Here is an 18,089-nt window from a genome sequence, read left to right as displayed (position 1 = left end):
CTACCCTGGAGTGGTGACGATTCGCCTGTACGACACCAGCGCCCGGCAGATCCGTGACTTCAGCCCCCTGCACGAAGGCTGTGTCTCGATCTACCTCTGCGGTGCCACGGTGCAGGCGGCCCCGCACATCGGGCACATCAGGTCCGGCCTAAACTTCGACATCATGCGCCGCTGGTTCGCCTACCGCGGCTACGACGTGACGTTCGTGCGGAACGTGACCGACATCGACGACAAGATCATCAAGAAGTCGGCCGAGCAGGGCCGCCCCTGGTGGTCGATCGGGTACGAGAACGAGCGCGCCTTCAACAGCGGTTACGACGCGCTGGGCTGCCTGCCGCCCACCTACGAGCCCCGCGCCACCGGCCACATCACCGAGATGGTCGAGATGATGCGCGGCCTCATCGAGCGAGGCCACGCCTACGAGGCCGACGGCAGCGTCTACTTCGACGTGCGGTCCTGGCCCGGCTACCTGGAGCTGTCCAACCAGGACATCGACGACCTGCGCCAGCCCGACGAGGGCGTCGCGGGCAAGCGGGACCCCCGCGACTTCGCCATGTGGAAGGCGGTCAAGCCGGGCGAGCCCGCCTGGGAGACGCCCTTCGGCCGCGGCCGCCCCGGCTGGCACCTGGAGTGCTCGGCGATGGCCCACAAGTACCTCGGCCGCGAGTTCGACATCCACGGCGGCGGGATCGACCTGATCTTCCCGCACCACGAGAACGAGATCGCCCAGGCCAAGGCCTTCGGCGACGCGTTCGCGCGCTTCTGGGTGCACAACGGCTGGGTCACCATGAGCGGCGAGAAGATGTCGAAGTCGCTCGGCAACTCGGTCCTCGTCAGCGAGATGGTCAAGCAGTGGCGCCCGATCGTCCTGCGCTACTACCTGGGCACCCCGCACTACCGCTCGATGATCGAGTACAGCGAGGAGGCCCTGCGCGAGGCCGAGTCCGCGTTCGCCCGTATCGAGGGCTTCGTGCAGCGCGTGGTGGAGAAGGCGGGCGGGGCCGTCGAGCCCGCCGCCGAGGTGCCGCCCGCGTTCGCCGACGCCATGGACGACGACCTGGGCGTCCCGCAGGCGCTCGCCATCGTGCACACCACGGTCCGGCAGGGCAACTCCGCCCTGGCCGCCGACGACAAGGAAGCCGCCGTGCAGCGCCTCGCCGAGGTGCGGGCCATGCTCGGCGTCCTCGGCCTCGACCCGCTCGACCCGCACTGGGCCGGTGGCGAGAGCGACCGCGGCGAAGACCTCCACGGCGTCGTCGACACCCTCGTCCGCATGGTCCTCGACCAGCGCGAGGCCGCCCGGGGCCGCAAGGACTGGGGCACCGCCGACGCCATCCGCGACCAGCTGAACCAGTCGGGCCTCGTCATCGAGGACAGCCCGGCCGGGCCGCGCTGGACGCTCGGGCCGCGTTAGCACCCGCAGATGTGCCGCCCGGCGTTCTGGGCGGCACACTTCATAGACGTACACCTTCGCGCGTACGGACGTACGCGCACTCGCATCACAACAGACAGGTAGGTCATGGCCGCTAACAACCGCCGCATGTCCGGCAAGAAGGGCGCGCAGGTCGGCAGCGGCGGCAATCGGCGCCGCGGCCTTGAGGGCAAGGGTCCGACGCCGCCCGCCGAGGCGCGCAAGGGGCACGTGAAGAACCGCATCGCCGCCGCCAAGGCCAAGAAGGCCGCGGGCCGCCGCCCCGCGCAGAAGGGGCGCGGCGGCAAGCAGGCCTCCGAGATGGTCGTCGGCCGCAACCCCGTCTTCGAGGCGCTGCGCGACGGCGTGCCCGCCTCCACGCTCTACGTCCAGCAGTTCATCGACAACGACGAGCGGGTGCGCGAGGCGCTCCAGCTCGCGGCCGAGCGCGGCGGCATCCACCTCATGGAGGCGCCGCGGCCCGAGCTGGACCGGATGACGAACGGCCTCAACCACCAGGGCCTCGTCCTCCAGGTCCCGCCGTACAAGTACGCGCACCCCGAGGACCTCGCCGCCGCCGCGTACGACGCCGGTGAGGACCCGCTGATCGTCGCGCTCGACGGCGTGACCGACCCGCGCAACCTCGGCGCGGTCATCCGCTCCGTGGCGGCGTTCGGCGGCCACGGCGTCGTCGTGCCGGAGCGGCGGGCCGCCGGTATGACGGCCGGTGCCTGGAAGACCTCGGCGGGCGCGGCCGCGCGTACGCCGGTCGCCCGGTGCACGAACCTGACGCGGACGCTCGAGGCGTACAAGAAGGCGGGCGTCACCGTCGTCGGCCTCGCGGCCGACGGCGAGCAGGAGGTCGGCGACATGGAGGCGCTCGGCGGCCCGGTCGTCATCGTCGTGGGCAGCGAGGGCAAGGGCCTGTCCCGCCTCGTCGGCGAGACGTGCGACTTCCGGGTGCGGATCCCGATGCCGGGTGGCGCGGAGTCGCTGAACGCCGGTGTCGCCGCCGGTGTGGTGCTTTACGAGGCGTCGCGGCGCCGCGCGTGAGTGGTGCCGGCCGGCGCGTGTGAGCGTTGCCGGTCGGTGCGCGTAAGTGTTGCCGGGCGTACTGATGTCCGGGCCGTGTGGTCCCTTGACGGGGATCTCTTGACGCGGTCCGGACATTTCCGCGTGGTCAAGGCAGTGTCCTAAACACACATCACTCGGTTAGATGAGTGTGGACACCAGAACACCCCGCACACCCACAGGGGGAAGCTCGTCAGGCTTCGACGAAGCTCCCGCGCTGAGCATGGTGAAGGTGCCGAGCGACCCGGCGCAGGTCATCGTCGCGCACGCGAGCTTCCGCGTGCAGCTCCCCGCCGCTGGGCGCATTCAATCCCCGCGTATCTCACGGCACTTGGGCCTCCCCGAAGAGACGGTGCGGATCCCCGCCGTGGGCGCGGCCGCCAAGCGCCGCGCGCCCGTCGTCTGGAGCGGGAAGTCCGATCCGGACGACACCGGCGCGATCAGACTGCTGCAGGCCGTGCGCGGCAGCAGCGTGCGCCGTTCGGCCGAAGAGGCAGGGCCCTACGACGACGGCGGCGCCACGCAGGTCATCCCGCGCGTCGACCTCGACGACGGACCCGAGACCGCCGAGACGCCCGTCGTCGGCGCGGGCGGCCCTGACCCCCGGACCCAGCTGCTGCCGCAGATGCGGATGCCCAGCAGCGACTACGACGAGCGGCTCGCACAAGAGCGCGAGCGGTACGGCGACGACACGTACGACGGCTACGACGGCTACGACGAGTACGCCGACGGCGAGACCGAGACCGAGGCCGAGGAGCGCAAGCGGCGGCACGGTGCCGACCCGGTGCGCCACGCCTACTACCCCGGCCGCCGGATGAACCTCGGCGTGGTCCTCCTCCCGCTGCGCGTCTTCCTCGGCTTCATCTCCATCTACGCCGGCATGGGCAAGCTCTGCGACCCCGTCTACTTCGACGGCGGCGAGCGCGGCTCCATGGTCAAGTGGCTCAACTCGCTGCACCCGTGGGCGCTGGCCGAGCCGCTGCGCGACTTCGCCCTCCAGCACCCGGTGGGCGCCGGGCTCAGCATCGCCTTCCTCCAGGTCATCGTCGGCCTCCTGACGGTGCTCGGGCTCTGGCAGCGGGTCGCCGCCTCCATCGGCGTGCTGCTCTCCGCGGCGCTCATCGTCACCGTCAGCTGGAAGACCGTCCCCGCCTACGACGCGCCGGACATCATCTACCTCGCCGCCTGGTCGCCGCTGATCATCGCGGGCGCCCCCGTCTACTCCGTGGACGGCCGCCTCGCGGGAGAGGCCTGGCGCACGCTCGGGCCGCGCGCCGACATCTGGGAGCTGCGGCGGCGCGTGCTGCGGCGCGGCGCTCTGGTCGGCGCGGTCGCGATCGGCCTCACGCTGCTGCTCGGCTCGCTGCTCGGCGGCGCGGTGCGGGACGCGGACCGGGTCACCGTGCCCGGCCCCGGCGAGGCCCCGCGCAACAACCTGCCGGGCTCCCCGCTCCCCGGGGACCCCGCGAAGAAGCGGCAGGACCGCAAGGCGCAGAGCCCCTCGGCCTCGCCGGGCTCCCCGACGCAGGGCAGCTCCGCGCGGCCCTCGCAGGGGGCCACGGCCCCGGGCGCGGTCCGCGAGACGGGCACGGCGGGCTCAACGCAGCCGAGCCAGACGCAGGGCAGCAGCACGGCGGGCCAGGCCCCGCCGCAGCAGTCGGCGCCCCAGCGGCAGCAGCAACAGCAGCAGGCGCCGCCGGCCTCGACCGCGGGACCGGCGACCAGCGGTGGCAGCACCGGTGGGGGCACGGGCGGTACCGGTGGTTCGGGCGGCTCCGGCGGCGCCGGGGGCGAGGAGCCCGGTGGCCTCCTCGGCGGTGTCCTCGGCCGCTGATCCAGTGGTGGTACGCCGGAGGGGCCCCGCACACACGGTGTGCGGGGCCCCTCCGGCGTACGTATGAAGTGGGTGCGGGGGGGGGGGGGGGGGGGCTCAACGGGCCTGGGCGGCCAGTTCCTTGGCGGCCTCGGTGAGGTCCTTCGCGGTGTCGATCGCCCGCCAGTAGGCGCCCTGGGGCAGCGGGAAGCCCGCCAGGCGCTTGGCGCGGGCCAGGCGGGGGAACGTGGTGCGCTCGTGGTCGCCGAGGTCGGGCAGGAGCGCGGTGAAGGACGAGGAGAAGACGTAGACGCCCGCGTTGATGAGGTACGGGGACGGCGGGGCCTCGATGAAGTCCGTGATGTGGCCGAACGCGTCCGTCTCGACGGCGCCCCACGGGATGCGGGGGCGGGCCAGGGCGAGGGTCGCGGTGGCGTCGCGCTCGGCGTGGAAGGCCGCCATGTCGCGCAGCGAGAAGCGGGTCCAGATGTCGCCGTTCGTCGCGTACCAGGGCTGGTCGGCGTGGGGGAGGTGGCGGGCGGCGTACTTGAGGCCGCCGCCGCGGCCGAGGGGCTCCTTCTCGACGACCGTGGTGACGTTCAGCGGGAGGTCGGCGGAGTCGAGCCACTCCTGGAGGACCTCGGCGAGGTGGCCGCAGGAGACGACGGCGTCCGTCACACCCTCCGCGGCCAGCCAGGCGAGCTGATGGCCGATGATCGGGGTCCCCGTGCCGGGGATCTCGACCATCGGCTTGGGCCGGTCGTCGGTGTACGGCCGGAGGCGGGAGCCTTGGCCTCCGGCCAGGACTACGGCCTGCGTGGGGTTCAGCGTGGTCATGCCGGAAACCCTACGCGGCGCGTCGGGCCGGTCGGCTCAGCCGTTCAGATGGGCCGCCACGCCCGACGCGTACGACGTGTCGCACACGGGCCGCGCGTACGACTGGGCGCGGGTCGGGCCGTACTTCTGCACGGCGGCCCGGCCGAGGGCGCGGGCGATGGCGACGCAGTGGCGGGCGAGCGACGGGTGGCGGTTCACCTCCTGCTGGAGGTGGGTGAGCGCGATGCCGGGGTTCTTCTCCTGGAGTTCCAGGAGGAGCCGGTCGCGCAGGATGTCCTGCGGGGCGCGGGACTTGGCCGGTACGGAGAGGTTGTCGGCGGATGCGGTGAGCATCGAATCCGACGAGTTCCCCGACCAGTTGACGCTGGTGACCGCGAGGGTCCCGGAAAGCACCAGCATCACGGGCAGGACGAGAGCGAGCGTGCGGCCGATGCGGCGGGCGGGGCCCCGGTGGGCTCGGCGCGGCTTCTGGGTGTAGTTGGCGGAGTGCGTCACGCGTGGCAGCGTAGCGCTCGGTGATGATTTGGCGACATTTTGTCACTCGGTCGAGCGACGGCGAAGAGGGTTTCCCTGGTGCGGTGTTGACGAGGCCCGGGCGAAATGACCGGTGTGCCGGGGTATTTGTCGACAACGCCGTCGTCGTGGGCGGGCCCCGCGGACGCGCCGAGGGGCCCCGCGCGCGCTCGGTGCGGGGCCCCTCGGGTGTGCTCGTGGCGGTGTCCGTCAGTCGGAGAGGCGCTCGCCCGTCGACGTGGAGAAGACGTGGGTCTCGCCCGGCCGCGGTACGACGTGCAGCTGGCTGCCCTTCTCCGGGACGCGGCGGCCGTTCACGCGGACGACGAGGTCCTTGTGCTCGCCGTCGACCTCGGCGGAGCCGTAGACGTATCCGTCGGCGCCCAGCTCCTCGACGACGTTGACGGAGACGGCGAGACCGGCCGGGGCGTCCTCGGTCGCCTTGGAGAGGGACTTCGCGGCGGCGCCGTCCTGCTCGACGATGTCGAAGTGCTCCGGGCGGACGCCGACGGTGACCGTGCGGTCGCCGCGGTCGGCGGCGGCGGACAGGGCCTCGCGGTTGACCGGCACCACGGAGTTGCCGAACTTCACGCCGCCGTCGGTGATCGGGACCTCGACGAGGTTCATGGCGGGGGAGCCGATGAAGCCCGCGACGAAGAGGTTCGCCGGGCGGTCGTACATGTTGCGGGGCGAGTCGATCTGCTGGAGGAGCCCGTCCTTGAGCACGGCCACGCGGTCGCCCATGGTCATGGCCTCGACCTGGTCGTGGGTGACGTACACGGTGGTGATGCCGAGGCGGCGCTGGAGCGAGGCGATCTGCGTACGCGTCGACACACGCAGCTTGGCGTCGAGGTTGGAGAGCGGCTCGTCCATGAGGAAGACCTGGGGCTCGCGCACGATGGCGCGGCCCATGGCCACGCGCTGGCGCTGACCGCCGGAGAGCGCCTTGGGCTTGCGGCCCAGGTACTCGGTGAGGTCCAGGATCTTCGCCGCGTCCTCGACCTTCTGGCGGATCTCGGCCTTGTTGACACCGGCGATCTTCAGGGCGAAGCCCATGTTGTCGGCGACGGTCATGTGCGGGTAGAGCGCGTAGTTCTGGAACACCATGGCGATGTCCCGGTCCTTGGGCGGCAGGTGCGTGACGTCGCGCTCCCCGATGCGGATCGCGCCGGCGTTCACGTCCTCGAGCCCCGCGAGCATCCGGAGCGAGGTGGACTTGCCGCAGCCGGACGGGCCGACGAGTACGAGGAACTCGCCGTCCTCGATCTCGATGTCGAGGCCGTCGACGGCGGGCTTGTCGGAACCCGGGTAGGTGCGGGTCGCCTTGTCGAACGTAACAGTGGCCATGGTGAGGGCCCCCTTCACCGGCAGGAACGTGCCGGACGATCCGAGTAGAGGGAGTGGTGTAGTCCACCTGAGTGAACTGCTCGTGACCGTACCCCGGAGGTCCGTGGTCTGTCAGTAGTCGGGGCGCGGCTGGGTCCGCGGAAATTTCCGCCGGGCGGACGGACGTCGTTGGTTACACTGCTCGGGCACGACCACATGCATGTGCGGGCCCGTGCATGCCTCCTTAGCTCAGATGGCCAGAGCAACGCACTTGTAATGCGTAGGTCGTCGGTTCGAATCCGACAGGGGGCTCCATATGAACCCCGGCCCAGCCGCCCGGGTCTGGTACGCGTCGTACGGCTCGAACACGCACCTGGACCGGCTCGCCGCCTATATCCGGGGTGGCCGGCCGTCGGGTGGGGCGAAGGAGTGTCCGGGGTGCCGTGACCCCGCCATGCCCGCCCGGTCCGTGCCCGTGGAGTTGCCCGGTGCGATGTACTTCGCGACCGAGTCGCTGATGTGGGGCGGCGGCAGGGCCTTCTACGACCCGCATGCGAGCGGGCGTGTCCTGGCCCGGGCCCACCTGGTGACCGCCGGGCAGTTCTCCGACATCGCGGCTCAGGAGATGTACCGGGAGCCGGGCGCCGACCTCGATCTGACGCAGGCGCTCACGCGGGGGCGGGATGTGCTCGGAGACGGCCGGTACGAGACGCTCGTGTGCGCGGGCCGGGTCGACGGCATGCCCGTGCTGACCTTCACGGCGCCCTGGGGCATGGACGACGTGCGCTGGGTCCCCCCGGCGCCCGCCTACGTACGCTTCCTGGCCTCGGGGCTCCTGTCCGCGGGCGGGTGGGACGTGGAAGAGGTCGCCGCCTACGTCGCCGCCTGCCCCGGCGCCTTGGGGCACTGGTCCGAGCGGGGGGTCACCGAGCTGCTGACCGGGGGGCCTTGACGCCGGGGGCGGGTCCGTCAGGGGGCGGCTTCAAGGGGGCGTCAGTGGCGGCCCGCCACTCGGTCCGCCAGGCGGGCCAGGCGGGAGGAGGCCGTGGTGGGGGTGGTGCGTTCGCGGTGGTCGGCGGCGTTGTAGGTGGCGTACATGCCGTGGACGCCCAGCCAGCGGAAGGGTTCCGGTTCCCACTTGCGGACCTTGTGGTTGACCCAGGGCAGGGTCGTGAGGTCCGTGGGGCCCGCCTGGCCCGAGTCCTGTTGGACCAGGTCCCGCAGGGTGCGCGCGGCGAGGTTGGCGGTGGCCACGCCCGAGCCGACGTAGCCGCCCGCCCAGCCCAGGCCCGTCGCGCGGTCCAGGGTGACCGTCGCGCACCAGTCGCGGGGGACGCCGAGCACGCCGGACCAGGCGTGGGCCACGCGGACCCCGGCCAGCTGGGGGAAGAAGCGGGTCAGGATGGTGTGGAGCGCCTCGATCGTGGCGGCCTGGGTGCGGCCGTCGTTGTCCGTTTTCGAGCCGTAGCGGTAGGGGACGCCGCGGCCGCCGAGTGCGATGCGGTCGTCGGCGGTGCGCAGGGCGTACATGTACGCGTGGGCCATGTCGCCGAGGGTTTCACGGCCCTCCCAGCCGATCGACTCCCACTGGGCCGGTGTCAGGGGTTCCGTCGCGATCATCGAGGAGTTCATGGGGAGCCAGGTGCGGCGCTGGCCCTTGAGGGAGGCCGTGAAGCCCTCCGTGCAGCGCAGGACGTAGGGGGCGCGGACCGTGCCGTACGGGGTGACCGCGTGTTTCGGCTTGATCTCCGTGACCGGCGTCGACTCGTGGATCGTGACGCCGAGCGCCTCGACGGCCCGCGCCAGGCCCTTGACCAGCTTCACCGGGTGCAGGCGCGCTCCGTGCGGCGTCCAGGTGGAGCCGACGGCGCCCGCGACGCGGATCCGCTCGGCGGTCTCGCGGGCGCCGAGCAGGGTGCGGTCCTTCTCGCCGTAGGAGAGTTCGGTCTCGTGGAAGGACTTCAGGCGCGCCAACTGGGCGGGTGTGTACGCCACTTCGAGTACGCCGCCCTGGTGGATGTCCGCCTCGATGGACTCCTCGGACGCGGTGCGGATCACTTCCCCGACCGTCGCGTTCATGGCCTGCTGGAGGCGGACCGCGGCCTCGTGCCCGTGCAGCTTGGCGTAGCGGTCGCGGCCCGCGATGCCGTTGTAGAGCCAGCCGCCGTTGCGGCCGGAGGCGCCGTAGCCGCAGAACTTCTGCTCCAGGACGGTGATGCGCAGGAAGGGTGCGGCCTTCTTGAGGTAGTACGCGGTCCACAGGCCGGTGTAGCCGCCGCCGACGACGCAGACGTCCGCCGTGGCGTCGGAGGTGAGGGGTTCGCGTGCCGCGGGCAGGCCGTCGTCCGCGTACCAGAACGATATGCCGCCGTTGACGGTGGCAGACGAAGAGGCGGACGAGGAGTCGGGGCGGGGCGCGTTGGTCGTGCTGCTGCTCATGCGCGGACGTTACTGCGCAGGTGGGGGCGGTGGGCAGGGGTGGGAGCTGGTCTTCGGGACTCAGGGTCCCCGGGGCGGGGCGTTCGGCGCACGGGCAGCGGGATGGATTCCGATACTTTGAGCGGAACGTGTCGAATACTGGGAGGGCTCAACTCATGGCCGTACACAAGGCCGGGCGCAAGGCCGCGCGCGTCGTCACCGCGGTGGCCGCCGCGGCGCTGATCGGGGTGGCCGCGTCCGCCTGCGGTCCCGACGACAGTGGCGACGGTGGTGGCGCCGAGAAGTCCTCGTCGTCCGCGCCCAAGTCCAAGGGGCCCGCCTCCGACGGCCCCGAGGCGAAGGCCCCGCCGGCGTCCAGCGCCCGACTCGCCAAGGCGGCAGCTTCGGTGAAGGGCGGCGTGATCACCGTCGGTGACCCGAAGGCCAAGCATACGGTCAAGGTCTACGAGGACTCGCGCTGCCCGTTCTGCAAGAAGTTCGAGGAGGGCGGGGCCCAGGCGCTGGTCGGACCGGTCGCCGACGGCAAGGTCAAGGTCGAGTACGTCATCGCCTCCTTCCTCGACAAGAACCTCGGCGGCAGCGGATCGGTGAACGCGGCGAACGCGCTGCGGGCGTCGGTGGAGGCGGGCAAGTTCCCGCAGTACCACGCCGCCGTCTTCGCCAACCAGCCCGAGGAGGAGTCGCAGGACGCCTACACCCCGGCCTTCCTGCTGAAGATCGCCGACAGGGTCGACGGGCTGCGGGGCGGCGCCTTCGACAAGGCGGTGACCAAGGGGACGTACAAGAAGTGGGTCGGTGAGGCGATGTCGGCCTTCAGCGACGACGGGGTCCAGGCCACGCCGACCGTCCTCATCGACGGCGAGAAGGCCGAGGGCGAGGCCCTTTACGACCAGGGCGCGTTCACCAAGGAGCTGAAGAAGGCCGGGATTTCCTGACGTCTCCGGCCGTGGTGCGCGGCCCCGGAAACCCGTGTGCGCGGCCCCGAAAACCCGTGGGCGGGGCCGCGCGCGCGTCGGTAGGGTCGCGGGCGTGATCGACATTCGTGTTCCGGACGGGCTGGTCGAGGCGCAGCACCTGTACGCGGGTGAGGCGGGGCGCGCCTTCATCGACGTACTGCCCGCGCGGGTAAGGGAGTTCGCCGAGCGGTGGGAGCTGACGCCCGACGGGGAGCCGATGCACGGGCAGGCCGCGCTCGTGCTGCCCGTGGTGCGCGCGGACGGCACGCCCGCCGCGGTCAAGTTCCAGGTCCTGGACGAGGAGACCGAGGGCGAGCCGGTCGCGCTGCGGGTGTGGGGCGGTGACGGGGCCGTCCGGCTCCTGGACCACGACGCGGCGACCGGCACGATGCTGCTCGAACGCCTCGACTCGGGGCGGATGCTGTCCACGATGGCCGACGCGGCCGGTACCCGGGAGGCCGTCCTCGTCATCGCGGGGCTCCTCGCCCGGCTGACCGCGGGGCCCGCGCCGGAGGGCATGCGCCGACTCGGCGACCTCGCGGCCGAGATGGTCGCGGAGCTGCCCGGGGCGCTGAAGGCGATCCCGGATCCGGTCGAGCGGGCGCTCGTGGAGCGGTGCGGGGGCGCGGTGCGCGAGGTCATGGGCGAGGCCGGTGACCGGATGCTCCACTGGGACCTGCACTTCGAGAACGTACTGGCGTCGGAGCGCGAGCCGTGGCTCGCCATCGACCCCAAACCCCTTGCCGGGGACCCCGGGTTCGATCTGTGGCCCGCCCTCGACAACCGCTTCGAGCCGGACGAGGTGCGGTGGCGGTTCGACGCGATGACCGAGGTCATGGGGCTCGACAGGGAGCGGGCGCGCGCCTGGACGCTCGGGCGGGTGCTGCAGAACTCGCTGTGGGAGATCGAGGACGGACGGCCGCTGGTGCCGGACCACCTGGAGGTCGCGCGGCGGCTGACTGGATGGTGAGACGGCGTTGACCTCCGCGGTCCGCCGCTGGCTAGCCTGCCCCCATGATTCGTACCGCCACGCCTGCCGACGTCCCCGTCATCCACGCCCTGGTCCATGACCTCGCCGCGTACGAGAAGGCCGCCCATGAGGTGAAGGCCACCGAGGAGCAGCTGCGCGAGGCGCTGTTCGGGGAGCGGCCCGCCGCGTTCGCGCACCTCGCGCAGGACGACGCGAGCGGTGAGGTGGTGGGCTTCTGTCTGTGGTTCCTCAACTTCTCGACGTGGCGGGGCGCGCACGGGATCTACCTGGAGGACCTGTACGTACGTCCTGAGGCGCGCGGCGCCGGGCACGGCAAGGCGCTCCTCGCCGAGCTGGCCCGCATCTGCGTGGAGCGCGGTTACGAGCGGCTGGAGTGGGCCGTCCTCAACTGGAACGAGCCGTCCATCAACTTCTACAAGTCGCTCGGCGCACGGCCCCAGGACGAGTGGACCGTGTACCGGCTGGCCGACGACGCGCTCACCGCGCTGGGCTCGCCGCGGCCCGCCGGGGCCTAGCCTCTGTTTCTTTTCGGGGTCCTTGGTCTCCGGGGTCTCTAGAACTCGTCCACGGTATGCGGCAGTCGGTCGGTGTGCAGCGCCGCGTCCAGGGCCGTGGCCGTGCCCGGCGTGTGTTCCTGGGCGAGGCCCGCGCGGACCAGGGCGTCGATCGCGGTGCCGCCGAGGTAGGCCGCCGCCAGGTCGCGTATGTCGAGGGTGAGGTCCGCGGGGCGGTCCGTCCGTTCGTACGTACATCCCTCGGGGGACGCCGTCAGGCGGTGGCGGCCCGCGTTGGCGGGGAGGCGGTCGTCGCGTACGTCGATGACCGCGTCGACCGGGGCCGCCCAGGAGCGGGCGGTCAGCGCGGCGCGTACGTCGATGAGGCGGACCCACAGGGCGGGGGACTGGCCCGTGACGCGCACCTGGTCGCGGTCGGCGGCGAAGAGCAGCAGCGGGTCGTCCAGGGGGCGGCCCCAGGCGCGGATCTGGCCCGTCAGGTCGATCGAGGCGAGGTAGCGCCAGAGGGCGGCGGCCGCGGCGGGGGTGTCCGCCTCCAGGTCGTCGAGGCGGACGAGGCCGGGGGCGTCGTCGCGGGTCTTGGTGCGGTAGATGGCGTAGCCCGCGATGTGGCCTGCCTCGGCGGGGGCGCCTGGGGCGTCCGGGGAGCCGAGCGTGACGATGCGGGGCGGGGAGAGTTCGTCGTCCTCCTCGTCCTCCGTCACCATCCACTCCTCGCGCCACCACGCCTCCGTGCGGACGAGGCGGCCGGGGCGTTCGGCGCGCGTGCGGTCGTAGTACGGACCGAGGACGTCCGGGGCGTCGGAGGGGTCGAGCAGACGCAGCGGACGCTCGTCCGGGGCGATGCGCAGGGCCAGCGGGCGGCGGGAGTCGATCTCCACGGTGTTGCCGTGGGTGGCCGGGCCGAAGCCGAACCTGCCGTAGATGGCGTCCTCCGACGCCCACAGGGCGGCGATCGGCGCGGCCTCGGCGGTCGCCTTCGCGAACAGCTCCGCGATCATCCCGGAGAGCACGCCGCGCCGCCGGTGCGTCGGCGCGACGGAGACGAACGTGACGCTGGGGCAGGGCAGTTCGCCGCCGGGGACGGAGATCGTGAAGGGGAACGCCGCGAGGAATCCGACGAGCTCGTCCCCGTCGTACGCGCCGATGCGGGTGCAGCCGAGCAGCAGGTCGTGGTGGTGCTTGCGCTTCTCCTCCTCCGGGCTCTCGTGGAAGGCGAGGTAGGCGAGGGAGAGGGCGCGGTCGATCCCCGCCTCGGGGACATCACGGAACTGGATGGAGGAGGCGGAGGAGGCGGAAGGGGTGGGGGGTTGGACGGGTTCCATATCCATATAACGGACGGTAGTTCCCGGATGCCGTGAGGGCAGGTGAATTTCGGCCCGGGGGACGGGGTCGGCAGGAGGCCCTCAGGGGGCTCTGGGCTCTCAGGGGCGCCTCAGGGGATCAGGACGACCTTGCCCATCGTGCCGCGGGTCTCCAGGGCGCGGTGGGCCGCCGCCGCCTCCGCCAGGGGGTAGCGCTGCACGGCCGGGGTGAAGTGGCCCGTGGCGGCCTCGGCGAGGGCGGCGGTCTCCAGGGTGCGTACGGGGTTGTCGCCGCCGGCCTTCGCCATCATCGCCGGGCCGAGGACGTTCACCTGCGTGATGCCGCGCGCGGCCAGCTCCTCCTCGCCGAAGGTCAGTGCCTCGCCGTCGTGCAGGCCCTGGCCGGACCAGCCGAAGACGACGTGGACGCCGCCGGGGCCGAGCAGGTCGACCGCGGCCAGGCCCGCGTCGCCGCCCACGCCGTCGAAGACGACGGTGGCGGCGCGGCCGTCGAGCCGCTCCTTCAGGTACGCGCGGACCTCGTCGGGCCAGGCGGGGTTCTTGTAGTCCACGGCGAGGTCGGCGCCGTTCGCGCGGACGCGGGCCGTCTTCTCCGGGCCGCCCGCGAGACCGATGACGGTGGCGCCCCTGTGCTTGGCGTACTGCGTGAGGAGCGTGCCGATGCCGCCCGCCGCGGCGGGGATGACGGCCACCGAATCGGGCGTCAGCTCGGCGAACTGGAGTATCCCCATCGTCGTACGCCCCGTCCCGATGAGGGCGACGGCCTCGGCGAAGTCCATGTCGTCGGGGAGTACGTGCAGCCGGGACGCCTCGGTGACGGTCTGCTCGGCGTAGCCGCCGGGGGCGAAGCCGATGTGGGCGACGACGCGCTTGCCGAGCAGCTCCGGGTCGACGCCCTCGCCCAGCTCGTCGACCGTCCCGGCGATCTCGCGGCCGGGGATGGTGGGCAGGGCGGGGAGTTCGGGCAGCGGACCCCGCATACCCTCGCGGATCGCGGTGTCCAGGAGGTGGACGCCGGCCGCGGCGACGGTGACGCGGACCTGGCCCGCGGCCGGGGCGGGGGCCGCGGTCTCCTCGTGGACGAGGTTCTCCGCGGGGCCGAAGGCGTGGAGGCGGATGGCGTGCATGGTGGGGCTCCTTGAGGGGTGGTCCGGGGCCGCCCGGGGCCGCGCGGTTGCCCGGTGCTGCCCGGGAGGGTCGGGCGGTGCTTCTGGGACCCCACCCTCCGACCTCAAGCGGACTTGAGGTCAAGCCTCGACCTCGTCAGCGCCAAAGTGACCGCCTCCACCGCGCTGTTGAACGACACCTCGGAGAGCAGGCCGGGCGCCGCGACCTGGTCGCCCGCCAGGTAGACGCCGTTCCCGCGGTCGATCGCGGGGCGGTCGCGCCAGGTGGTCCCGGGGAGGTCGACCGCGCCGGTACGGCCGTTCGCCACGGAGGCGCGGCGCCAGGTCAGGCGCTCGCGCCAGCCGCGGAAACCGAGGTCGAGCAGGTGCTCGGCGCGGGCCACGCCGTCGTGTTTCGTCTCGTCGGGGGAGAGGGGGATCTGCGCCTGGACGAGCTGTTCGCCCTCGGGGGCCAGCGTGCGGTCCTGGGCGGTGAAGCGCTCCACCCAGCCCGTCCGGTCCAGGTCGGAGACGGCGAAGGCGTCGCCCTTGCGGGAGCGGAACGCCAGGTCGATGAGGGCGGTGCGGCCGCTCTCCCAGCGCAGGGACTCGTCGCCGAGGAGGCGGCGGGCCGCGTCGAGGGAGGTCGCGACGATGATCGGGCCGTTCTGGGGTACGTCGGTGAGGCTGTCGACACGGGCCAGGGTCTCCACGCGTACGCCGAGGTTCCAGGCGAGCCCCGCCATGCGGTCGATGACCGAGGCCCAGCCGCCGCGCGGGTAGTGGGCCTCCGGGGGCAGCTTCGTCGCACGGCGCAGGCGCTCCTGAAGGAAGCGGGCGGAGAGGGAGCCGGGGTCGTGGTGGAAGGTCGCGACCGCCATGTAGTGCGCGGCGGCGCGCGCGCCCTCCTCGCCGACCTGGGCGGTGGCCCAGGTGGTGAAGTCCTGTTCCACCGGGGCCTGTTCGGCCTTGTGGCGCAGCAGCCTGAGCATGGCGAGGGGCGGTACGCGGTGCAGGGCGCCGCGGTGGTGGAGGCGGAGGCGGGCGGCTTCGAGGGGCGGCAGGGGGGCCAGCGGTCCGATGAGGTCGCGCTGCTTGAGCCAGGTCCAGTGCGGGCCGCCGTTGTAGAGGGCGTGCGGGCCCTCGTTCGTCTTGTACGGGCCGCCGGCGGTGCGGGCGCGGCCGCCGAGGGTGTGGTGGGACTCGTACAGGGTCACGCGGGCGCCGGCTTCGGCGGCGGTGATGGCTGCGGTGAGACCGGCGAAGCCGCCGCCGATGACGGTGACGGGGGTGGGGGTGGCGGGGGCGTTTGGCATTGCGGGGGCTCCTTTGGGGTGGGTTTCGGCTCGGTCTTCGTTACCTCGACGTGTGGGGGCGGGCCGGGTGTGACATCGGGTGCGGGGCGGGGTGGGCGGTGCTGTCGGCGGGGCGTTGTCAGTGGGGGTCGGCACCATGGGGGCATGGTGCAGAGGGCGAAGGCGACGAGGACGGCGAAGGGCGCGCGGGGCGCGAAGGCGGCGGGCGCGGTCAAGGAGGCTCGGCGGGCCGAGGTGCGGTTGCCGCCGCTGCGGCCGTTCGACGCGGGGGAGCTTGAGCCCGACGGGGACTATGACGGGCTGGAGTTCGGCGGCCTCGACCTCGGTGAGCAGGACGGCGGCGGGGCGCTCTTCATGGACTGCGCGCTGACCGGGTGCGGGGTCGGGGGGACCAGGCTGGCCCGGGCGCGGTTCGTCGACTCCGTCCTGACGGAGCTGCGGGGCGTGGGCACGGACCTCGCGGAGGCGTCGCTGCGGGACGTGGAGGTGATCGACGCGCGCCTGGGTGGCGTGCAGTTGCACGGGGGCGTGCTGGAGCGGGTCGTGGTGCGGGGCGGCAAGATCGACTATCTGAACCTGCGGAAGGCGCGGCTGCGGGACGTGATCTTCGAGGGGTGCGTGCTGGTGGAGCCGGACTTCGGGGAGGCGTCCATGGAGCGGGTGGAGTTCCGGGACTGCGTGGTGCGGGGGGCGGACTTCAGCGGGGTGCGGATGAAGGACGTGGATCTGCGGGCGGCGGGGGAGCTGGAGATCATGCGGGGGGTGGGGAGTCTGGCCGGGGCGGTGATCAGTCCTGGGCAGCTGATGGAGTTGGCGGGGGCGTTCGCGGGGGAGTTGGGCGTACGGGTGGCTGGCCCCGGGGCCTAGCAGGGTCCTGGTGGGCGGGGCTTGTGGGGTGCGCTGGGCTTTCCTTGCGGTGGCGCTTCGCGTTGTGGGGAGTTCTAGCCCGCCGCTTCGCGGCGGATGCTTTCCCACCCACCCGCCCGTCTCGCCGTGCTTAGGGGGTGCCGTGGGGCATCACGCCTAGCCGCTGATGGCCTGGTGTAAGTCCGCCCAAGGTGCCCCGCCAGGCCCTGGGCTCCATCCCGTCCACGGGTGCGGCGGTGCGGTCACCGCTGTGGCGCGGGGCAAACGGGTGGGTGGGTGGGGAGGCTTTTCCTGGGGTTACGGCTTGCGGGCCAGGAGGTGGGTTTCCTTGAACTGGCGGCGGTCCGTCGGTTGGGGCTCCCTGGTCGCTCGGGCCACCTCGGTCAGCCCCGTCGACCCCGTCGGCCCGGACTCGCGCAGTAGCGCCGCGAGGTGATCGGGACACCAGCGGTACGCCGGTGCCACGGCGTGATCGAAGGCCTGCGTCGGGTGGGACGCGTCCTCGCTCGCCCAGAAGCCGATCAGGAGGTGGCCGCCGGGGGCCAGCACGCGGTGGAACTCCGCCAGGATGGCGGGGAGTTCGCGCGGGGGAGTGTGGATGATGGACCAGCGGGAGAGTACGCCGTCCAGCTCGCCGTCAGCGAGGTTCAGCGCCGCCATCGAGCCCACCTCGAACCGCAGCTCCGGAGAGGCCTGTCGGGCCAGCCCGATCATCGCGGGAGACGCGTCGACGCCGAACGCCCTCAGCCCCAGCTCATGCAGGTGAGCGGTGACATGGCCGGGACCGCAGCCCAGGTCCGCGACCAGACCCGTACGTCCATCCGCATCCGCATCCGCGTCCGTACCTGCACCCGCACCCGCACCCGCCCTCACGGCCTCGGCGAAGACGTCCAGCATCGCGCGGTCCAGGGGGCTGTCACGCAACGAGTCGCGGAACAGCCGCGCGTACGTGTCCGCGGCACCGTCGTACGCCTCGCGCGTGGCATCGAGGCATCAAGGGCACCGAGAGCAGCGTGTTCGACCATGCTCACGACATTAGCGGGGCATGCGGGGAAAGCGGGACTGGAGGGACCAGAGCGTGGGGTTGTCCGCGAGGGAGTCGTGGAGGTCCGTGAGGTCCGCGATGAGGTCGTGGAGGAAGTCCCGCGCCTCGCGCCGCAACTCCGCGTGGGAGAAGCTCAGCGGCGGCTCCTCCGGGTCCATCCAGTCCGCCTCGATGTCCACCCAGCCGAAGCGCCGGGCGAACAGCATGCGGTCGGTCGACTCCGTGAAGTCCAGCTCCGCGTACTGGGGGCGGGAGGCCCGGCTGCCCATCGGGTCCTTGTCCAGGGTCTCCACGATGTCGCACAGCGCCCACGCGAAGTCCAGTACGGGAACCCATCCCCAGGCTGTGGACAGTTCCCGGTCCGCCTTGGTGTCCGCCAGATACACGTCCCCGCAGAACAGGTCGTGACGGAGCGTGTGGACGTCCGCCCTGCTGTAGTCCAGCTGAGGGGGGTCCGGGAAGCGGGCGGAGAGCGCGTAGCCGATGTCGAGCACGGGGTCGATGGTGTCATGGCCCAGGCAGCCGGGCGCCCCACGTCACGGCCCCGGGCACGGCCCT

General features: G+C 72.4%; 17 protein-coding genes and 1 tRNA gene. 9 read left to right on the top strand and 9 right to left on the bottom strand.

The genetic code is table 11. The annotated features are described in order from the left end of the window. The first annotated feature begins 13 nt into the window (after nt 1–13). The 3 genes from cysS (at nt 14) to DMA15_RS16670 (ending at nt 4,316) form a co-directional block, all read left to right on the top strand. Entirely contained in the window at nt 14–1,414 is a 1,401-nt protein-coding gene (cysS, locus tag DMA15_RS16680) for a cysteine--tRNA ligase (RefSeq protein WP_125513607.1), read from the top strand. 105 nt (nt 1,415–1,519) lie between these two features. Then, complete coding sequence (gene rlmB / locus DMA15_RS16675) at nt 1,520–2,464, top strand: 23S rRNA (guanosine(2251)-2'-O)-methyltransferase RlmB (protein WP_125513605.1); 945 nt, start codon at nt 1,520–1,522, stop codon at nt 2,462–2,464. 163 nt (nt 2,465–2,627) lie between these two features. Next, nucleotides 2,628–4,316 (top strand): DoxX family protein, encoded by a 1,689-nt coding sequence (locus DMA15_RS16670; protein ID WP_240659828.1) that lies wholly within the window; start codon nt 2,628–2,630, stop codon nt 4,314–4,316. Between the two features lie 96 nt (nt 4,317–4,412). Here the strand turns inward: DMA15_RS16670 and DMA15_RS16665 are convergent, their stop codons facing one another. The 3 genes from DMA15_RS16665 to ugpC all read right to left on the bottom strand — a co-directional run bounded on the left by DMA15_RS16665 (nt 4,413) and on the right by ugpC (nt 6,992). Then, a complete protein-coding gene (locus tag DMA15_RS16665) occupies nt 4,413–5,132 on the bottom strand; it encodes a nucleotidyltransferase family protein (RefSeq protein WP_125513604.1) in 720 nt (239 codons plus the stop codon). Nucleotides 5,133–5,168: 36 nt separating this feature from the next. Continuing rightward, the gene (locus DMA15_RS16660) at nt 5,169–5,627 is read right to left on the bottom strand and encodes a hypothetical protein (protein WP_125513602.1); all 459 of its coding nucleotides are present in this window, start codon (nt 5,625–5,627) and stop codon (nt 5,169–5,171) included. Between the two features lie 228 nt (nt 5,628–5,855). Next, entirely contained in the window at nt 5,856–6,992 is a 1,137-nt protein-coding gene (gene ugpC / locus DMA15_RS16655; protein ID WP_125513601.1) for a sn-glycerol-3-phosphate ABC transporter ATP-binding protein UgpC, read from the bottom strand. A gap of 217 nt (nt 6,993–7,209) precedes the next feature. On the opposite strand from ugpC, the gene DMA15_RS16650 reads away from it, so the two are divergent. Next, nucleotides 7,210–7,286: transfer RNA gene (locus tag DMA15_RS16650), tRNA-Thr, on the top strand. 1 nt (nt 7,287) lies between these two features. After that, on the top strand, nt 7,288–7,923 hold the full coding sequence (locus tag DMA15_RS16645) for a histone deacetylase (protein WP_125513599.1): 636 nt from the start codon (nt 7,288–7,290) through the stop codon (nt 7,921–7,923). 41 nt (nt 7,924–7,964) lie between these two features. On the opposite strand, the gene DMA15_RS16640 is transcribed toward DMA15_RS16645, so the two are convergent. Further along, nucleotides 7,965–9,410: an FAD-dependent oxidoreductase gene (locus DMA15_RS16640; RefSeq protein ID WP_125513598.1), complete on the bottom strand. Its 1,446-nt coding sequence runs from the start codon at nt 9,408–9,410 to the stop codon at nt 7,965–7,967. Between the two features lie 155 nt (nt 9,411–9,565). Here DMA15_RS16640 and DMA15_RS16635 point away from each other — a divergent pair, with 155 nt between their 5' ends. The 3 genes from DMA15_RS16635 to DMA15_RS16625 all read left to right on the top strand — a co-directional run bounded on the left by DMA15_RS16635 (nt 9,566) and on the right by DMA15_RS16625 (nt 11,872). Beyond that, the gene (locus tag DMA15_RS16635) at nt 9,566–10,345 is read left to right on the top strand and encodes a thioredoxin domain-containing protein (protein WP_125513596.1); all 780 of its coding nucleotides are present in this window, start codon (nt 9,566–9,568) and stop codon (nt 10,343–10,345) included. Nucleotides 10,346–10,439: 94 nt separating this feature from the next. Further along, nucleotides 10,440–11,336: an aminoglycoside phosphotransferase family protein gene (locus tag DMA15_RS16630; RefSeq protein ID WP_125513594.1), complete on the top strand. Its 897-nt coding sequence runs from the start codon at nt 10,440–10,442 to the stop codon at nt 11,334–11,336. Nucleotides 11,337–11,380: 44 nt separating this feature from the next. Next, nucleotides 11,381–11,872, top strand: a complete 492-nt coding sequence (locus DMA15_RS16625; RefSeq protein ID WP_125513593.1) for a GNAT family N-acetyltransferase — start codon at nt 11,381–11,383, stop codon at nt 11,870–11,872. 38 nt (nt 11,873–11,910) lie between these two features. On the opposite strand, the gene DMA15_RS16620 is transcribed toward DMA15_RS16625, so the two are convergent. The 3 genes from DMA15_RS16620 to DMA15_RS16610 form a co-directional block, all read right to left on the bottom strand. Continuing rightward, on the bottom strand, nt 11,911–13,197 hold the full coding sequence (locus DMA15_RS16620; RefSeq protein ID WP_125517830.1) for a GNAT family N-acetyltransferase: 1,287 nt from the start codon (nt 13,195–13,197) through the stop codon (nt 11,911–11,913). A gap of 110 nt (nt 13,198–13,307) precedes the next feature. Then, on the bottom strand, nt 13,308–14,324 hold the full coding sequence (locus tag DMA15_RS16615; RefSeq protein WP_125513591.1) for a zinc-binding dehydrogenase: 1,017 nt from the start codon (nt 14,322–14,324) through the stop codon (nt 13,308–13,310). Nucleotides 14,325–14,428: 104 nt separating this feature from the next. Continuing rightward, nucleotides 14,429–15,619, bottom strand: a complete 1,191-nt coding sequence (locus tag DMA15_RS16610; RefSeq protein ID WP_125513590.1) for an FAD-dependent oxidoreductase — start codon at nt 15,617–15,619, stop codon at nt 14,429–14,431. 144 nt (nt 15,620–15,763) lie between these two features. Between DMA15_RS16610 and DMA15_RS16605 the strand changes: the two genes are divergently transcribed. Beyond that, nucleotides 15,764–16,486, top strand: coding sequence for a pentapeptide repeat-containing protein (locus DMA15_RS16605; protein WP_125513588.1), 723 nt, complete (start codon nt 15,764–15,766; stop codon nt 16,484–16,486). A 297-nt stretch (nt 16,487–16,783) separates the two neighbouring features. Here DMA15_RS16605 and DMA15_RS16600 read toward each other — a convergent pair whose 3' ends face one another. Continuing rightward, complete coding sequence (locus tag DMA15_RS16600; protein WP_240659827.1) at nt 16,784–17,410, bottom strand: class I SAM-dependent methyltransferase; 627 nt, start codon at nt 17,408–17,410, stop codon at nt 16,784–16,786. Between the two features lie 111 nt (nt 17,411–17,521). Beyond that, nucleotides 17,522–18,025 (bottom strand): hypothetical protein, encoded by a 504-nt coding sequence (locus DMA15_RS16595; protein ID WP_125513584.1) that lies wholly within the window; start codon nt 18,023–18,025, stop codon nt 17,522–17,524. Between the last annotated feature and the right edge of the window lie 64 nt (nt 18,026–18,089).

Origin of the sequence: Streptomyces sp. WAC 01529, assembly GCF_003945545.1 — a bacterium.
Classification (GTDB): domain Bacteria; phylum Actinomycetota; class Actinomycetes; order Streptomycetales; family Streptomycetaceae; genus Streptomyces; species Streptomyces anatolicus.
Note: the sequence above shows the minus strand (reverse complement) of the source record. Positions and strands in the feature narration are given on the sequence as shown.

What these genes read in the sequence shown, in the direction of transcription:
- DMA15_RS16620 (WP_125517830.1), bottom strand. Translation starts at nt 13,197, where the DNA reads ATGGAACCCGTCCAACCCCCCACCCCTTCCGCCTCCTCCGCCTCCTCC.
- DMA15_RS16615 (WP_125513591.1), bottom strand. Translation starts at nt 14,324, where the DNA reads ATGCACGCCATCCGCCTCCACGCCTTCGGCCCCGCGGAGAACCTCGTC.
- ugpC (WP_125513601.1), bottom strand. Translation starts at nt 6,992, where the DNA reads ATGGCCACTGTTACGTTCGACAAGGCGACCCGCACCTACCCGGGTTCC.
- DMA15_RS16610 (WP_125513590.1), bottom strand. Translation starts at nt 15,619, where the DNA reads ATGCCAAACGCCCCCGCCACCCCCACCCCCGTCACCGTCATCGGCGGC.
- DMA15_RS16635 (WP_125513596.1), top strand. Translation starts at nt 9,566, where the DNA reads ATGGCCGTACACAAGGCCGGGCGCAAGGCCGCGCGCGTCGTCACCGCG.
- DMA15_RS16625 (WP_125513593.1), top strand. Translation starts at nt 11,381, where the DNA reads ATGATTCGTACCGCCACGCCTGCCGACGTCCCCGTCATCCACGCCCTG.
- rlmB (WP_125513605.1), top strand. Translation starts at nt 1,520, where the DNA reads ATGGCCGCTAACAACCGCCGCATGTCCGGCAAGAAGGGCGCGCAGGTC.
- DMA15_RS16670 (WP_240659828.1), top strand. Translation starts at nt 2,628, where the DNA reads ATGAGTGTGGACACCAGAACACCCCGCACACCCACAGGGGGAAGCTCG.
- DMA15_RS16665 (WP_125513604.1), bottom strand. Translation starts at nt 5,132, where the DNA reads ATGACCACGCTGAACCCCACGCAGGCCGTAGTCCTGGCCGGAGGCCAA.
- DMA15_RS16605 (WP_125513588.1), top strand. Translation starts at nt 15,764, where the DNA reads ATGGTGCAGAGGGCGAAGGCGACGAGGACGGCGAAGGGCGCGCGGGGC.
- DMA15_RS16640 (WP_125513598.1), bottom strand. Translation starts at nt 9,410, where the DNA reads ATGAGCAGCAGCACGACCAACGCGCCCCGCCCCGACTCCTCGTCCGCC.
- DMA15_RS16645 (WP_125513599.1), top strand. Translation starts at nt 7,288, where the DNA reads ATGAACCCCGGCCCAGCCGCCCGGGTCTGGTACGCGTCGTACGGCTCG.